Source organism: Marinithermofilum abyssi (assembly GCF_014641195.1).
In the GTDB taxonomy this organism is placed as follows: domain Bacteria; phylum Bacillota; class Bacilli; order Thermoactinomycetales; family DSM-45169; genus Marinithermofilum; species Marinithermofilum abyssi.
This window is the reverse complement of record NZ_BMHQ01000005.1, coordinates 208578-224888: the sequence shown is the minus strand read 5'-3', so window position 1 is coordinate 224888 and position 16311 is coordinate 208578. Positions and strand designations below refer to the sequence as shown.

Annotated in this window: 18 protein-coding genes; 17 read left to right on the top strand and 1 reads right to left on the bottom strand. The window is 53.1% G+C overall.

All coding sequences use genetic code 11. The features are described 5' to 3' along the window. The 5 genes from recG to coaD all read left to right on the top strand — a co-directional run bounded on the left by recG (position 1) and on the right by coaD (position 5140). On the top strand, positions 1-2049 hold the full coding sequence (gene recG, locus IEW70_RS08760) for an ATP-dependent DNA helicase RecG (RefSeq protein WP_188647540.1): 2049 nt from the start codon (positions 1-3) through the stop codon (positions 2047-2049). 645 nt (positions 2050-2694) lie between these two features. After that, entirely contained in the window at positions 2695-3009 is a 315-nt protein-coding gene (locus IEW70_RS08755; protein WP_188647539.1) for a hypothetical protein, read from the top strand. 120 nt (positions 3010-3129) lie between these two features. Next, positions 3130-3759, top strand: a complete 630-nt coding sequence (locus IEW70_RS08750; RefSeq protein WP_188647538.1) for a chromosomal replication initiator protein DnaA — start codon at positions 3130-3132, stop codon at positions 3757-3759. A 326-nt stretch (positions 3760-4085) separates the two neighbouring features. Beyond that, positions 4086-4652, top strand: coding sequence for a 16S rRNA (guanine(966)-N(2))-methyltransferase RsmD (rsmD, locus tag IEW70_RS08745; RefSeq protein ID WP_188647537.1), 567 nt, complete (start codon positions 4086-4088; stop codon positions 4650-4652). Positions 4653-4657: 5 nt separating this feature from the next. Then, on the top strand, positions 4658-5140 hold the full coding sequence (gene coaD, locus IEW70_RS08740; protein ID WP_188647536.1) for a pantetheine-phosphate adenylyltransferase: 483 nt from the start codon (positions 4658-4660) through the stop codon (positions 5138-5140). A gap of 170 nt (positions 5141-5310) precedes the next feature. Here the strand turns inward: coaD and spoVV are convergent, their stop codons facing one another. After that, positions 5311-6564, bottom strand: coding sequence for a dipicolinic acid transporter SpoVV (gene spoVV / locus IEW70_RS08735; RefSeq protein WP_188647535.1), 1254 nt, complete (start codon positions 6562-6564; stop codon positions 5311-5313). Between the two features lie 104 nt (positions 6565-6668). Between spoVV and IEW70_RS08730 the strand changes: the two genes are divergently transcribed. The 12 genes from IEW70_RS08730 (at position 6669) to rnc (ending at position 16234) form a co-directional block, all read left to right on the top strand. Then, on the top strand, positions 6669-7433 hold the full coding sequence (locus tag IEW70_RS08730; protein ID WP_188647534.1) for a patatin-like phospholipase family protein: 765 nt from the start codon (positions 6669-6671) through the stop codon (positions 7431-7433). 24 nt (positions 7434-7457) lie between these two features. Beyond that, positions 7458-8525: a SepM family pheromone-processing serine protease gene (locus IEW70_RS08725; RefSeq protein ID WP_188647533.1), complete on the top strand. Its 1068-nt coding sequence runs from the start codon at positions 7458-7460 to the stop codon at positions 8523-8525. A 70-nt stretch (positions 8526-8595) separates the two neighbouring features. Beyond that, on the top strand, positions 8596-9102 hold the full coding sequence (locus IEW70_RS08720; RefSeq protein ID WP_188647532.1) for a YceD family protein: 507 nt from the start codon (positions 8596-8598) through the stop codon (positions 9100-9102). A 40-nt stretch (positions 9103-9142) separates the two neighbouring features. After that, entirely contained in the window at positions 9143-9316 is a 174-nt protein-coding gene (gene rpmF, locus IEW70_RS08715) for a 50S ribosomal protein L32 (protein ID WP_188647531.1), read from the top strand. 154 nt (positions 9317-9470) lie between these two features. Continuing rightward, a complete protein-coding gene (gene fapR / locus IEW70_RS08710; protein WP_229751899.1) occupies positions 9471-10031 on the top strand; it encodes a transcription factor FapR in 561 nt (186 codons plus the stop codon). Then, complete coding sequence (gene plsX / locus IEW70_RS08705) at positions 10031-11029, top strand: phosphate acyltransferase PlsX (RefSeq protein ID WP_188647529.1); 999 nt, start codon at positions 10031-10033, stop codon at positions 11027-11029. Before fapR ends, plsX begins: the two co-directional genes overlap by 1 nt. 4 nt (positions 11030-11033) lie before the next feature. After that, positions 11034-12023, top strand: coding sequence for a beta-ketoacyl-ACP synthase III (locus tag IEW70_RS08700; protein WP_188647528.1), 990 nt, complete (start codon positions 11034-11036; stop codon positions 12021-12023). A 32-nt stretch (positions 12024-12055) separates the two neighbouring features. Continuing rightward, a complete protein-coding gene (fabD, locus tag IEW70_RS08695; RefSeq protein WP_188647527.1) occupies positions 12056-12991 on the top strand; it encodes an ACP S-malonyltransferase in 936 nt (311 codons plus the stop codon). A 46-nt stretch (positions 12992-13037) separates the two neighbouring features. Further along, positions 13038-13781 carry a 3-oxoacyl-[acyl-carrier-protein] reductase gene (gene fabG / locus IEW70_RS08690; RefSeq protein ID WP_188647526.1) on the top strand — a complete coding sequence of 248 codons (744 nt, stop codon included), beginning with the start codon at positions 13038-13040 and terminating at the stop codon, positions 13779-13781. A gap of 158 nt (positions 13782-13939) precedes the next feature. Then, positions 13940-14173: an acyl carrier protein gene (locus IEW70_RS08685; RefSeq protein ID WP_188647525.1), complete on the top strand. Its 234-nt coding sequence runs from the start codon at positions 13940-13942 to the stop codon at positions 14171-14173. A gap of 96 nt (positions 14174-14269) precedes the next feature. Next, a complete protein-coding gene (gene fabF, locus IEW70_RS08680; protein WP_188647524.1) occupies positions 14270-15511 on the top strand; it encodes a beta-ketoacyl-ACP synthase II in 1242 nt (413 codons plus the stop codon). Between the two features lie 27 nt (positions 15512-15538). After that, positions 15539-16234, top strand: coding sequence for a ribonuclease III (gene rnc, locus IEW70_RS08675; protein ID WP_188647523.1), 696 nt, complete (start codon positions 15539-15541; stop codon positions 16232-16234). Positions 16235-16311 lie beyond the last annotated feature (77 nt).

The window sequence follows — 16311 nt, the reverse complement described above, 5'->3', positions numbered from 1 at the left end:
ATGGACTTAACAGCGGTACCAGTAACCAAAGTGGACGGGGTGGGAGAAAAGCGGGCAGAGGACCTTGCACAGTTGGGAATCACCACGGTCGCCGATCTATTGGAACATTACCCCTATCGTTACGAGGATTATCGACTGGTCAGCCCAGCAGAAGCGGTTCATGAAGAAAAAGCAACCTTTCGCGGACGGATACAGGGATCTCCCAGCGTTCGTTGGTACGGGAAAAAGAAATCCCGCATGTCGGCACGACTGGATGTGGATGGCGTAATTGTCCAGGTGGTTTGGTTCAACCAGACCTTTTTAAAAAACAAATTGAAACCGGGGCAGTCCTTGATAGTGTCCGGTAAATGGGATGCCCACCGTCTGCAGCTGACAGCCGATCGGACGTTTGTATCGGAAGCGGAACAGCAAAAGCAGGCGGGCCGTCTGGAACCGGTCTACTCAGTAACCGGATCGTTGAGCGTATCTTGGATGCGAAAAACCATTTACCAGGCATTTGTTCAATATGGCCGGGAAATCAAAGAAGTGCTGCCCGAATACCTTCTCCAGAAGTACAAGTTGATCGAGCGACCCAAAGCCATGTATTTTCTTCATTTCCCAAAGGGGAGAGAGGAAGGCCGGCAAGCCCGGCGGCGAATGGTGTATGAGGAGTTCTTTTTATATGAATTGAGGCTGCTGAAACACCGCTTGGAGACGAAGGAAAAAGGAAAAGGAACTCCTAAGAACTTCGACAGACAGAAAGTGAACGATTTTATCGATCAGCTGCCTTTTCCTTTAACAGGAGCGCAACGGCGGGTGGTAGACGAAATTCTCGGAGATATGGAAGCTGCAGGTCAAATGAACCGTCTCTTGCAAGGGGATGTGGGATCCGGGAAGACGGTAGTGGCAGCGATTGCTCTGTATGCCAATTATTTGGCCGGGCATCAGGGAGCGTTAATGGTACCTACGGAAATCTTGGCGGAACAACACGCCCGCTCTATTCGGCAGTTGCTGGAACCGACGGGACTGCAAGTGGCATTGGTAATTGGTAGCTTAACGGCCCGCGAGCGGAGAGAAGCACTGGGACAAGTGCAAATGGGTCTGGTTGATGTGGTGATCGGAACCCATGCCTTGATTCAGGATGGAGTGGTGTTCCACGATCTCGGTTTGGTCATCACCGACGAACAGCATCGTTTTGGCGTAAAACAGCGGGGAATGTTGCGGGAAAAAGGACGGGCTCCTGATGTGTTGCACATGACTGCCACCCCGATTCCCCGGACGATGGCAATCACGGCTTTCGGGGATATGGATGTTTCCACCATTGACGAACTTCCTGCCGGCAGGCAGCCGATCGAGACGCATTGGGTCAAAACGGATCTGTGGCCTCGGGTGATCCGTTTTATACAAAAGGAATGCCGGAAGGGAAGACAGGCCTACGTTATCTGCCCCTTGATCGAGGAATCGGAAAAAGTGGATTTGCAAAATGCCCAAGATGTTTTTGAAGAGCTGACGGTAGAACTGGCTCCCCTTCGCGTCGGCTTGCTTCACGGCAAGATGTCGCCGACGGAAAAGGAAGAAGTGATGCGCCTTTTTGCAGAAAACGAAGTCCAGATCCTCGTATCGACGACGGTGGTGGAAGTGGGAGTCAATGTACCGAATGCCACGGTGATGGTGGTTTATGATGCGGATCGGTTCGGGTTGGCGCAGCTCCATCAATTGCGCGGCCGTGTGGGACGGGGACAACATGCTTCTACCTGTATCCTGGTGGCCGATCCCAAGTCGGAAACAGGGATTGAGCGCATGCGTGTAATGACGGAGACGACGGACGGTTTTGAAATCGCCCGGCGCGATTTGGAGTTAAGAGGTCCCGGAGATTTTTTTGGCGTAAAGCAAAGCGGGATGCCTGACTTTAAAGTGGGGGATCTTGTGGAAGATTATCACGTATTGGAAGTGGCACGGGCCGATGCTGCCGAATGCTTAGCTTCCCCCGGCTTCCTGGATCACGAATCCTATGCAGGTTTGCGCCGGTTTTTGGATTCACAAATATCCAACGGGTCCAATTTGGATTGACAAGTTCTTATTTCCGAAGTGGTACATATAATGGTTTGTGTGTGAGCAACCGAAAAACCTAGAGGAATGGTGGTTCCTCTAGGCTTAGTTAAGATGGTTGTATGAGCCCTGCTAGAAGTAGGGGGTTTTTTTTCTGCCTCTTCTCTTGCACCTCCGTCCGTACCGCTGTGACAACTGCATTAACGTCTCGACCAGTCTGACGACCGCAGAGAATAACAGTACCCATCTCTCCACGTTCGCGTCCTCCTTTCAAAAGATTTCGACGGTCGAGCAACAGTCCAGCCAACTCCGGTTCAGCGAAGAGATCAATCCGTACAAGGTGCGGAGGAGATGGTAATCATTGTTAGCCGGCGGTTTACTGAGGCGAAGATGTACGCTTGGGCGGTTGTTGTCCAATCTTTCGGAAAATTGGGGTACTCCTACACTAGGTAGTTGGCCTAATTCTAATATACCAAATAAGCCTAATGATGTAAATACATAACAAATGAATTTTTGCTTTTTTCGCATATCCGGAAAAATTTTTTTATCTGCAAAAAAGTTGTTTTATGATGTGGATTTGCCTGTTTCAACCTAAAGAAAATCAGTCCTTTTTTGAAAAAGATGCATAGGTATAAATGGAATCGATTCAATCAGGAGGAAACGAAAGTGAATCAAAAACAACTCCTTTATCACGACTTTGCACGAACAGTCAACCGGACTTTGGGACGGACTGCGGTCACTGTGGAACGCATTCATCGTACGGTGGAAGAAGCCAAACGGGTACGGCAAACGGGGGGGACCATGGCTTTGTTGCAATATGTGAACGGGTTGAGTGAGCGGTTGTTTTCACCCGTAGAAGTTGAAAAATTAAAGCAATCTCCCCGTAGAACGGAGTTATCCAATCGTATGTTGGATTTGTTGGTAAAGGAAAAAGTGTTGACCCCCAGTCAAGCCATGATGCTGAAAGGAATGGTCCGCTGAACTCTAAATTGGGTGGCCTTCTGGGCAGATGCCGAGGACAGGCAAAAGGGCAATGACATATGGTATTAATGTATCTGTGATAGGCATCTGATTCTGCCCTCTGAAAGGAGGATTCACCCTTTGAGGAAACGACCTCACCCCCCAAAAACTTCATCTTCCGACAAGGAAGAAAAACGGGGTCTGTCAGAGACCAAGGAAAACCAGGGTCGGTGGAATTGGCTGAGAAACCGAATGGAACAATGGATGAAACAATTTCCACAATCAAAAGAAGGCGCTCAGCCGCCGGAGCCGCCCCGCGGTTTTTCCCCTTATCCGCCGGAACCACCTCGAGAAGGGTGGGCAAGGGACCCCTTTGGACCGCCGCCATGGCTGGAACCGCCTCGCAGCAGTGGGGACAACAAATACGGAGAAACAAAACGACAGCCGCATCCGGTACCTTGGATGGACGGTATGGGATTCTGGGATCCTCCCTTTGCCGATGAGTGGATGGAGGCTCCCCCATGGGAACGTCGGGATACCGGCCGACAAGGAGGTTCTTCCCATACGCAACAAGATGCGCCCATTGAGAAATCCCGCCAAATGCCGTCGGAAAAGCTGCCGCAAACTTCTCCATCCCAATCAAAGCCGTATCGGGATTGGGAAGATTTATCCACCCAAATGGATGAGACAGAGACCATTGAAAGTGCTCGTGTGCGCCAATTTCGATCCGGCAAACGGAAAGAGCGGAGGGTTACCCGAAGAAAAAAGTGATTTCATCCACCTGCGGTATATTTACCCGCAGGTTTTATTTTTTAAACCATAAAAAAGAGCCCGCGGGCTTGGCCAGCGAGCTGATGGTATTCGCCATTGGCGAATACTGAATGGGAGAGGAGAAACCGGAGGAAGAGCTTATGGGGAAACGTAAGTCTTCTCCGCGGTTTGACAGCATCTCCCGACGCCGTCACCCCTATCCTTTCCCTTGATAAAAAAAATATACCTGTTTGTCCAGTATTTTTTTCAGCTTGGGACAGATTTTCAACCAAAAGCCCTTTATGGTAGGATTAAAAAGGTTCTATCGTTTGAGACGAGGTGGCAATATGCGGATCATCGCCGGGATGGCTAAAGGGATTCGGTTGAAAACCGTTCCCGGTACCAAAGTACGTCCGACCACAGACCGTGTGAAGGAATCTCTTTTTTCCGTCATAGGCCCTTTTTTTGACGGAGGGTGGGTGTTGGACTTGTTTGCCGGTTCGGGATCACTGGGGTTGGAAGCTCTCAGCAGAGGAGCTGAACACGCTGTGTTTGTGGACCAATCCCGGGCGAGCATCGAAGTGATCCGGGAGAATATCCGGGCAGCCAGAATGGATGAAAAAAGCGAGGTGTACCGTAAGGATGCACGTGCAGCCCTGCGGGTGCTTATCCGGAGAAATGTCCGGTTTCGGTACATATTCCTCGATCCGCCTTATCATGAACCGGTCTTGAACCAAACATTGCAGATGATCGGGGAAAATGATCTGTTGGAAGGAGGCGGAGTGGTGGCAGCCGAGCATGCCTCGGATCATCGATTGCCGGAACAAACGGGGGAGTTACAAGTTGTGCGTACCCTTACATACGGAGACACCACGATTGACCTGTATCAACAAGAGGAAAATGGCAGGGGGTGAAGCGGATGAGGCTGGCGGTGTATCCCGGCAGTTTTGATCCGATTACGAACGGACATCTGGATATTATTCGAAGAGGAGCCCGGGTGGTGGACAAGCTGGTAGTAGCCGTACTCCACAATTCACAAAAAACCCCGCTGTTTACGGTGGAGGAACGGACGGATTTGATTCGCCGGGTAACGGTGGATATGGACAATGTGGAAGTAGACAGTTTTGACGGTTTGCTGGTCAATTACATTCACAAACGCAATGCCAACGTCATTTTGCGTGGACTGCGAGCAATTTCTGATTTTGAATATGAATTGCAGTTTGCATCCATGATGAAAAAAATGGATGAAGAAGTAGAGACGCTGTTTATGATGACCAATAACCGTTATTCCTTTTTAAGTTCAGGTATCGTCAAAGAGGTGGCCCATCACGGCGGTGATGTGTCCGACCTGGTTCCGCCCTTGGTGGACGAAGCGCTGAAGGAGAAATATCAAAATAGCTGAACAATATGGTGAAGTGGTAATGATGAGTAGTCATCTCTTTTCGGATGACGCACCTGTACCGTTCTGGTGACAGAGCTCTTCTGCAAATAAGCGGCTCTTAAACGACGTTCTACGGATATCTTCGACGTCGGAAAGTGCTCCGCGAGCAGAAGAGCTTTCGTTTTCCGTTTTTACGGGCTGCTTTTCATTCGTGCATATCGGACCAAGTGAATCACCACAGCTACAGCCAAGAGGGTCCCCATGAAGGCGAAAAATCGGATACCGATAAAATCGGTCCACTCCCAAAACTGAGCCCAACCGCCAGAAGGGGCATCCCGGAAGATAGCGGGGATGGCGGTGTTTGATTGTGCCATGTACTGTTGCACGGGCTTATGAATGACCAGTGTGATGACAGCGGCGAGACACCCGTGCATCAAGCGGGCTATACAATAGGGTGTGTACCGGATGTCCGTTTTACTGAGAATACTGGCAACCTGGGCATGAACCGACAAGCCGCTCCATGCAGTAACTGCACTGACCACGGCCAGTTTGTGGAGCAAGTTGACGGTTTCCGGGGCTTGGCTGGCGGATTGGGCCCCCAAAGTGGTCTCCAGGGTGCCGGCAATCAATGAAGGAGCCAATTCTACGGGGAGATGGAGGAAGGTAAACAACACCCCGATTCCGGCGGTTAACATGCGGGTGATTCCTACTTGCCCCAGAATGGACATCAGGACAGAAAATAAGACGATAAAACCACCGACAACCAGCAGGGTCTGAATGGCGGAAGAGACGGCATTTCCCATCAGTTGTCCAACGCTGCGGCCATCTTTCAAACGGGCGCGATGCATGGCTTGCAATGCCCGGAACAAAAAAAAGCGGGAGTCGACGGCAGCTGTCTCCGTTACGGGTGCGGCCGGGTCATGAAAGCGCATGAGCAGCCCGACGATCAAGCTGGCCGAATAGTGGGCGACAGCAATCGTCACCCCTAGGGTGACGTCGTGGAAAAAGCCCACAGCGATGGCTCCGAACAGAAATAAAGGGCCGGCCGTATTGGCGAATGAAACCAACCGCTCTCCTTCTGAACGTGTGATCAGTTTTTGCTCCCGGAGCCGGACAGTCAGTTTGGGACCGACCAAATAACCCGAAGCAAAAGCCATGGCCATGACAAAGGCACCTGTCCCGGGCACACGGAATAAGGGGCGCATCAGAGGTTCCAACAGAACGCCGAAAAAGTGTACCATCCCAAATCCCAGCATGATTTCCGAGGCGATAAAAAAGGGCAGCAATGCAGGGAGGACGACATCCCACCAAATTTTTAACCCTTTAAGAGAAGAGTGGAATACTTGTTCCGGGAATATGATAAGAGAACATAAAAGAAAAAGGGAGACGGTACCCAGTGCGGCAGATTGTAATCGAGCACGGAGGACTGGGGGTCGAGGTTTCATGGACATCCTCCCGTTCATTGAAAGGGTTGGTACATGTCTACGCTGTCCCGCGCATAAATAGACCGCCTGTCTCACTGTGTCGCGTGGCGAGAGGAGGAATCAACATGAACAGACCCCGTGTCGGCCTTGCTTTGGGTTCCGGAGGAGCTCGGGGAATCGCCCATATTGGTGTATTGAAGGTGCTTCAGCAACATGAGATCCCGGTTGATTTCGTCGCTGGAAGCAGCATTGGCAGTTTGGTGGGCGTGTTATACGCCAACGGGTTGGATCTGGACATGTTGGAACAGCTGGCGACACACCTTCGCCGGAAGCATTGGCTGGATTTGACCGTGCCCAAGCGGGGATTTGTGCTGGGAGAGAAAATAAAGGAGATGATTCGGCTTTTGACCCAGAATAAGGCGTTGGAACAGCTGAACATCCCCACAGCGGTTGTGGCGACGGATTTGGTAAAAGGAGAGCGGGTAGTCTTCACCTCGGGTCCGATCGATATCGCTGTTCGGGCCAGCATTTCCATTCCCGGCATTTTTGAGCCGGTGGAATGGGAAGGGCGGACCCTGGTCGATGGTGGCGTGATTGACCGTATCCCCATTACAGTGGTAAGGGATATGGGTGCCGACATCGTGATTGCGGTTGACGTGGTCCCGCGTACTTCCGTGTTAAGAGTAGAGAGTATTTTTGATGTGATTACCCAGACGCTGAGCGTGATGGAACGGGAAATTTTGAGCCAGCGCCTGCTGGAGGCGAATGTACTGATTCACCCGGACCTGGCGGATATTAGCGCGACAGCCTTTACCCGGGTAGGAGAATGCATCCGGCGGGGAGAAGAAGCAGCATTAACGCAAGTGGACCGGATTCGGGAGATGATCTGAAGCCGGAGAGGGGTGGAAAGCGCGATGATGAACAAATCGAATCCTAGTCGATCTTGGCGGCCGTGGTTGATTGCAGGAATCGTGACCGTACTGCTGGCGGGTATCCTTTTTTTTATCCCGGTTCCTTACTATGTGTTTCAACCGGGTTCGGCACTGGAAGTGGGACCGATGGTGCATGTAGAGAAACTCTCGTATCGGGAAAAAGGAAGTTTTCTGTTGACAACGGTGGCCGTGCGGGAAGGCAATATCTATGGCTATCTGGCCGGACAATGGAATCCCGAGATTGAGCTGGTACCTAAAAAGGAAGTTCTGGGGGAAGGAGAAAACTCCCGGGAATATTATGAACGACAGGAAAAAGTGATGAAGCAGTCGGAAGAAAATGCGGTTATTGCTGCTTTTCGGACAGCGGGACGCCCTGTGAAAGTGAAAACGGTGGGTGTGGAAGTGTTTCGGACGCTGGAAAAGATGCCGGCCCAGGGCGTACTTCAAAAAGGGGATCTCATCCAGCGGATCGACGGTCAACAAGTAGAGACAGCGGAGGAATTGGTGAAAAAGCTGTGGGATCGGAAGCCCGGCGATCAAGTACGAGTCACGTTTTTACGAAAAGGGAAGGTAAAGACCCGGACGTTGCGACTCGCTGTGTTAAACGGGGAGGAAAGGGGAATCAAACGGGCAGGGATCGGAGTCGTTCCGGTTACCAAACGGAAAGTGGAAACAGATCCTCGTGTCCAGGTAGATGCGGAGCGCATCGGCGGTCCTTCCGCGGGGTTGATGTTTACCCTGGAAATCATGAATCAGTTGCTGTCGAAGGATCTTACCCATGGACACCGGATCGCAGGCACTGGTACCATTACGCCTGATGGGGAAGTAGGGCAGATCGGCGGTGTGCAGCACAAAATTGTCGCTGCAGACAAAGCCGGAGCAGAGGTGTTTTTTGTGCCGGCGGATACCCATCCTTTTGATCAAAATGAGAAGCTGGCCAAAGCAACGGTAAAACGAATCGGAAGTAACATGAAGGTAGTCCCGGTTCACGATGTGAAGGAAGCGGTCCGCTTTTTGGACAGCTTAAGTAGAGTGAAAAAAGCGGCCTAGCCAGGAGAATCATTGACAGGACCCTCTTTTTTGGCATATAATTACCCTGTTTTGATAAGGAGTAGAAAACATGCTGATTTCCTTTCGGAAGTTGAACCGAGGCACCGATATCATCGAACAGGAAGATCGCGTGGAACTGAAAGGTGCGGAGCGGGAACACCCCGACCTGGTTCATCTGGAACCGGTGAAGGTTCGGGTGCAGGCATGGAAAGATGGGGAGACCTATCACGTACATGGTAGGCAATCCACTGAGGCAGAGTTTCGCTGTTCTCGTTGCCTGACGACATTTTCCCGGCCCCTGTCGATGGAGTGGCATCGCATATTGACAGACGCGGAGCCGAAAGAGGACGAAGAGGACGCGGTGCAGGTCGATCCGGACCAACCGGTGGATGTAACCCCGTTTATTCGGGAAGCATTGTTGCTTGAATTTCCTCTGGCTCCTGTTTGCAGAGAGGATTGTAAGGGGCTGTGTCCCGCATGCGGTGTCAACCGGAATGAGCAGACATGCCAATGCGATACCCGCCCTGTTGATCCGCGCCTGGCGAAATTACAAGAACTCCTAGACCGTGAGGAATAACTTCTCCGGCTGTGATAAAATGGACGAGGGGGTGAGATTCATGGCAGTACCTTTTCGGCGGACTTCGAAAACCCGGAAGCGCAAGCGCCGCACCCACTTCAAACTGGCAGTGCCGGGGATGGTGCGTTGCCCGCAATGCGGTGAAATGAAACTGTCCCACCGGGTATGCAAAGAGTGCGGTTATTACAAAGGAGAAGAAGTCGTGAACGACTGATTCTTTGCGGGGCGGAAACCTTTCGTTTCCGCCTTTTTCACATTCCTCGGCATTCAAACGTCAACCCCCGGTTGCTTTTTGCCGGGGAGTTCTTTTATACTGAATTAGTACTTGGTATTAAAATGTGGTGTTAAAAGGTGGTGACGACACCGCTGTGCGTCTGCCAAAAAAAGAAAGACAAAAACAATTGCAACTGTTTCTGGAGGCCGAACCGTTTCTGACAGATGAAGAAATGGCCCGGCGCTTCGGTGTCAGTATTCAAACGATACGTCTGGATCGGATGGAATTGGGGATTCCGGAACTTCGGGGAAGGATCAAGCAGATGGCGCAGAAGAATCTGGACCGTGTGCGCTCCCTTTCCCTGGAGGAAGTGATCGGCCAAGTGGTGGAGCTGAATCTGGATCACAGCGGTATTTCCGTCCTGGAGATCCGGGAGGAGCATGTCTTTGCCCGAAATCAGATCGCACGGGGACACCACCTTTTCGCACAGGCGAACTCGCTGGCGGTCGCCGTTGTGGATGCGGAACTGGTCTTGACGGCTACGGCAAGTATCCGCTTTGTGCGTCCGGTACGTTTGGGCGAAAAATGCGTGGCGAAGGCGCTGGTTACCAGACAAACTCCCCATCGCACCCAAGTGGATGTTCAAACTGTTGTCGAAAACGAGACCGTCTTCCAGGGTGTGTTCGATGTTTATCGCTCAAAGGAGGACAAATGATGCGCATTGCATTGGACGCTATGGGGGGAGATCACGCCCCCGCCGCCATGGTGGAAGGTGCTGTCCGGGCGGCAAATGAGTGGTCAGATGTGGAATTCCATTTGCTGGGGATGGAGGAGCGCATCCGCCCTTTGCTGGATGGGCAAGCTCCTGCCAACCTCAGGCTTCACCCCGTATCGGAAGTGATCGGTACGGGAGAGGAGCCGGTGCGGGCAATCCGCCGGAAAAAAGATTCTTCCATCGTGGTCGGTTGCCAACTGGTGAAAGAAAAGAAAGTCGATGCGTTTATCAGCGCGGGCAACACGGGTGCCTTGATGGCGGCCGGCCTTTTGGTGACCGGACGCATGAGCGGGATAGACCGGCCTGCATTGGCGCCCGTCTTTCCCACCATGGACGGGAGAGGAATGCTGGTCCTCGATGTAGGCGCCAACCCGGAAGCCCGGCCGGAGCATTTGCAGCAGTACGCCCTGATGGGCAGTATCTATGCGGAAAAAGTGCTCGGCATGAGACAGCCGCGTGTCGGATTACTCAATATCGGCACTGAGGAGGGCAAAGGAACCGCCCTGACCAAAAAAGCCTTTGAAATGATTCAGCACTTGCCTGTTCATTTTGTGGGCAATGTGGAAGCGCGGGATGCATTATATGGTGTGTGTGATGTGCTGGTTTGCGACGGCTTCAGCGGGAATATTTTGTTGAAGAATACCGAAGGGGTTGCCAAAGCCATCCTTGAACGGCTGAAGGCGGAATTCACCCGCACCCTCTGGACCAAATTGGCGGCTGCCGTCCTTCGCCCGGGTTTAAAAAGCTTTGCTTCTGTCATGGATTATAAAGAGCATGGCGGGGCTCCGCTCTTGGGGCTGAGCGGTCCGGTGATCAAGGCGCACGGTTCATCTGACGCCCGCGCTGTATTTCATGCGGTCCGGCAGGCCCGGCTGTTTATTGAGCGGGAAGTGATTTCTCATATTCATGAGGATTTAGAACGCGTGGAGAGGGGTTAATGAGATGGCATCGGTGGGGATCATCGGCACGGGCGCTTATCTGCCCGAAAAAGTCTTGACGAATGCCGAGTTGGAAAAAATGGTTGACACCAGTGATGAATGGATTCGCAGCCGTACGGGGATCCGGGAGCGCCGAATCGCAGCTGAAAACCAGGCATCTTCCGATTTGGCGGTGGAAGCGGCGCGGCGGGCCTTAGAATCGGCGGGGATCTCGGCAGAGGAATTGGACTTGATTATTGTCGCCACTGTCACTCCCGATATGATGTTCCCGGCTACCGCTTGCTTGGTGCAGGAAGCAATCCAGGCCAAGAAGGCGGCTACCTTCGATTTGTCCGCGGCTTGCACCGGCTTTTTGTACGGAATCACCACAGCTGCCCAGTTTATTCAAAACGGTGTGTATCGCCATGCTTTGGTGATTGGAGTGGACTGCCTGTCCCGGATCGTGGACTGGACAGACCGAAACACCTGTGTCCTGTTCGGGGATGGAGCCGGTGCCGCCGTGTTGGGTCCGGTAGATGAGGGCGAGGGCTTCTTGGCTTTCGATCTCGGAGGAGACGGTTCCGGCGGCCATCAGTTGAAGCAGCCGGCAGGGGGATCCCGGTTGCCCGCCACGATGGAAACAGTGGAGAAACAGCTGCACACGATTTCCATGAACGGACGGGAAGTGTTCAAGTTTGCCGTGCGGGTACTGGGTTCTTCCGCCGAAGAAGCATTGCACCGCGCTGGGTTGACCAAGGAAGATATCGATTTTCTGGTACCCCACCAAGCCAATACGCGGATCATTGAAGCGGCGGTGAAGCGGTTGGGGTTGTCGGAAGATAAAGTGATTGTCAACCTGGACCGCTACGGCAACATGTCCTCCGCCTCCATCCCTGTGGCGCTGGATGAGGCGGTCAGAGCCGGAAAGGTTCGCAAAGGGGATACCCTTGTTTTGGTAGGCTTCGGCGGAGGTTTGACTTGGGGATCCGCTGTCCTGAAATGGACAATGAGCTGATTCGATCATCACGCTAGAAGAGGGGTGAAAAGATGGGAAAAACCGCGATTCTCTTTCCCGGACAGGGCTCGCAATCGGTTGGGATGGGTCAAACGGCGTTCCAGGCGGATGAGCGTGCTCGGCAATGTTTTGAGAAAGCAGATGATATCCTGGGCTACTCTTTGTCCCGCCTGTGTTTTGAAGGACCGGAGGAAGAGCTTCGTCTGACGGCCAATGCCCAGCCAGCCATCCTAACCACCAGTGTGGCACTGTTCCGGATGTTTCAGGATGCGGACATCCGTCCCGACTTTGTCGCGGGTCACAGTCTGGGGGAATATTCCGCCCTCGTAGCGGCGGAGGCTCTTTCCTTTGAAGAGGCTGTACTGACCGTACATCGTCGGGGACTCTATATGGAAGAGGCTGTTCCTGCCGGCCAGGGGGCAATGTCTGCCGTCATCGGCCTGGATCGGGAACAGGTGGATGCGGTCTGCCGGGAGGCTTCCACGGAGGAACAAAGCGTGGAACCGGCCAACTATAACTGTCCGGGACAATTGGTGATCTCCGGCCATGCCGAAGCGGTAAAACGGGCAGGGGAAGAAGCTCAGGAAGCCGGTGCACGGCGGGTGATCCCACTGTCGGTAAGCGGTCCTTTCCATTCCCGCTTGATGCGTCCTGCTGCCGAGCGTCTGGAAAGTGCCTTGAATGAAGTGACGATCAGGGACGCCGCCGTCCCGGTAGTGGCCAATGTAACCGGTCAAGCTGTACAATCTGCGGAGGAAATCCGCAGGTTGCTGGTGAAACAAGTGGTGTCTCCAGTCTTGTGGGAAGACAGCATCCGTTGGATGCTGGATCAGGGAGTGGACACGTTTGTGGAAATCGGCCCGGGCAATGTGTTGACCGGGTTGGTTCGCCGGATTGAACGGCGGGCCAAGGCTGTCTCCATTCAAGACCCCGCTTCTTTGGAAAAGGGGCTGGATTCCCTTCAATGACATCATGGTGGCTGGAAAATGAACCGTTTTTGAGAGGAGGAGTTCGATGCTTACTGGAAAAGTAGCCATGGTGACCGGCGGATCCCGAGGTATTGGCCGAGCCGTCTCCCTGGAGTTGGCAGAGGCGGGAGCCGATGTGGCAGTGGTGTATGCCGGTAACCGGGATGCTGCGGAAGATGTGGTGAACCGCATCCAGGACCTGGGACGCAAAGCGGTCGCCATCCAGGCGAACGTCTCGGATGCGGAACAGGTGGATGCGGCGGTAAAGCAGGTTGTATCCGAATTTGGCCGGGTGGATATCCTGGTGAATAATGCCGGTATCACTCGGGATATGTTGCTGATGCGCATGAAGGAGGAAGACTGGGATCAGGTGGTCGATACCAACTTGAAAGGGGTCTTCCTCTGTACCAAAGCCGTCAGCCGTCCCATGGTGAAGCAGCGGTTCGGACGGATTATCAATATCAGTTCTGTGGTGGGTCTGATGGGTAATCCGGGACAAGCCAACTATGTCGCCGCCAAAGCCGGTGTTATCGGCTTGACCAAAACCACGGCCAAAGAACTGGCTGCCCGCGGGGTTACTGTGAACGCCATCGCCCCCGGTTTCATCGAGACCGATATGACTTCGCAGTTGGGCGAAGATGTACGCGGGGAGTTGTCCAAACAAATCCCCCTCGGACGATTGGGCGCACCGGAAGACGTGGCCAAGGCCGTTCGGTTTTTAGCCTCTGATGACGCGGCCTATATCACCGGGCAGACGCTCAATGTGGATGGCGGCATGGTGATGGCTTGAGAAAGCCTCACTGCGGTGTAGGCAAGCGATAGAGAATCAGCTCGTGAACCGTTTCTCATCGAGCTCCTTTGGCAGTACAGAAAGAGAGCGAGAGGGAAAAAGACGCTGCTAGTTTTTTTATGATACATTTCGTATAATACGAAAGGGAGGTGAAGGAAATGGCAGATACATTGGAACGCGTGCAACGCATCATCGTGGATCACCTGGGTGTAGATCCTTCCGAAGTAACGCCGGAAGCTTCCATCAAGGATGACTTGGGAGCCGACTCCCTGGCAGTGATGGACTTGATCATGGAATTGGAAGATGAGTTCCAAATGGAAATTTCCGATGAGCAAGCGGAAAAAATCAACACCGTGGGAGATGTAGTCAATTACATCGAATCTCGTTCGTAATAGTGGAGTCAAGTCCCGTTGTGCAAGACGGGACTTCTCTCTCCCACTTACAAGTAACCTCCCATTCTCGTTATGGATAAAAGGCGGTGAATTCTCGTGAACAAACGGGTAGTCATCACCGGTATGGGTGTCATATCGCCAATCGGCAGTGATATATCCACGTTTTGGAACAACTTGATTACGGGTGTTTCCGGTGTGGGACCGATCACCCAGTTTGATGCCAGCGATTTCGCAACCAAAATTGCGGCAGAAGTGACTGATTTCGATCCGCTGGATTACATGGACAAAAAGGAAGCCCGGCGCATGGACCGGTTTGTCCAGTTTGCCGTGGCTGCGGCGAAAATGGCGCTGAAGGATGCGGAGCTGGATATTGAAAAAGAAGATCCGGATCGTGTCGGTGTCTATATCGGTTCAGGGATCGGCGGTCTCCGAACTTGGGAAGAGCAGCACAACATTTATCTGAAACGCGGCCCGAGACGGGTCAGTCCTTTCTTTATCCCGATGATGATCGCCAACATGGCTGCGGGGCAAGTCTCCATCCAAACGGGGGCCAAAGGGCCGAACAGCTCGGCGGTTTCCGCTTGTGCGACTGGGACTCACTCTATCGGTGATGCGATGAAAATCCTGCAGCGCGGCGATGCCGACGTGATGATGGCCGGCGGTACCGAGTCCACTATTACACCGATGGCTGTTGCCGGGTTCAATGCTCTTCAGGCTCTGTCCACCCGCAATGACGAGCCGGAAAAAGCCAGCCGTCCCTTTGATAAAGATCGCGACGGCTTTGTCATGGGTGAGGGAGCTGGTGTGCTGATTCTAGAAACCCTGGATCACGCCCTGGCCCGCGGAGCTGATATTATCGCCGAAGTGGCCGGTTACGGCATGAGCGGAGATGCTTATCACCTGACCAGCCCGGCACCGGAAGGAGAAGGTGCGTCGCGGGCGATGCTGCGGGCGATCAAAGATGCCGGTCTGCAGCCGGAGGACATCGACTATATTAACGCCCACGGCACGTCCACCGAGCTGAATGACAAGTTTGAAACCCTGGCCATCAAGAATGCCTTTGGAGATCATGCACGCAAACTGGCGATCAGCTCCAGCAAGTCCATGTTTGGTCACTTGTTGGGCGCGGCAGGTGGAGTGGAAGCCATCGCTACGGCGCTGGCATTGAAGGAACAGATTCTTCCGCCGACAATCAATTATGAGACACCGGATCCGGAGTGCGATCTGGATTATGTCCCCAATGAAGCACGGAAGGCCCCGGTCCGCGCGGCGTTGTCCAATTCCCTCGGATTTGGCGGACATAACGCGACCATTGCGTTGAAGACATACGATGACTGAGGCCCAATAAGCAGGTGGTGAAAGCGGATGAACCTGGCCGAACTGGGAGAGAAGATCGGCCTCGCGTTGGAAAACGAGAAACTCTATTTACAAGCATTCACCCATACCTCGTATGCGCACGAAAAAAAGGGCGATCGTTCCCAAGAGGACAACGAACGGTTGGAGTTTTTGGGGGACGCTGTGTTGGAGTTGACGGTTTCCGAGTTTTTGTTCCACCGATACCCTCAGCTGAATGAAGGGGATTTGACGCGAATGCGTGCCAGGGTGGTGTGTGAGCCCTCCCTGGCCGCATTTGCAAAAGAATTGGATTTTGGCAAGCATGTTCGTCTTGGAAAAGGAGAGGAGTTGACCGGGGGCAGAAACCGGCCCGCCCTGTTGGCCGATGTGTTTGAAGCTTTTATCGGCGCTTTGTACCTCGAAAAAGGATTGGACGGAGTCAAAGGGTTTTTGCAATCGGTCATCTTCCCTCGTATCGATGACGAATGGTTGGCACAGGCCACCGATGCCAAGAGCCAGCTGCAGGAAGTGGTGCAGCAAGAACGGCTTGGCAGCTTGGAGTATCAGATCGTGGATGTCCAGGGGCCCGCACACGACCGTCAATTCGTAGCGGAAGTCTGGCTCAACGGACGCAAACTGGGGCGGGGCTCCGGCCGCAGCAAAAAAGAAGCGGAACAACGGGCAGCCGCCGAAGGGCTGCAACAGTTTCAAAAACGGAACACCTGACAACCATCGGCGCCTGCCGGTGGTTTTTTTGTTGACTACAGGGATATGACCGGGGGAAGAAGAAAACGGTAAAGCAT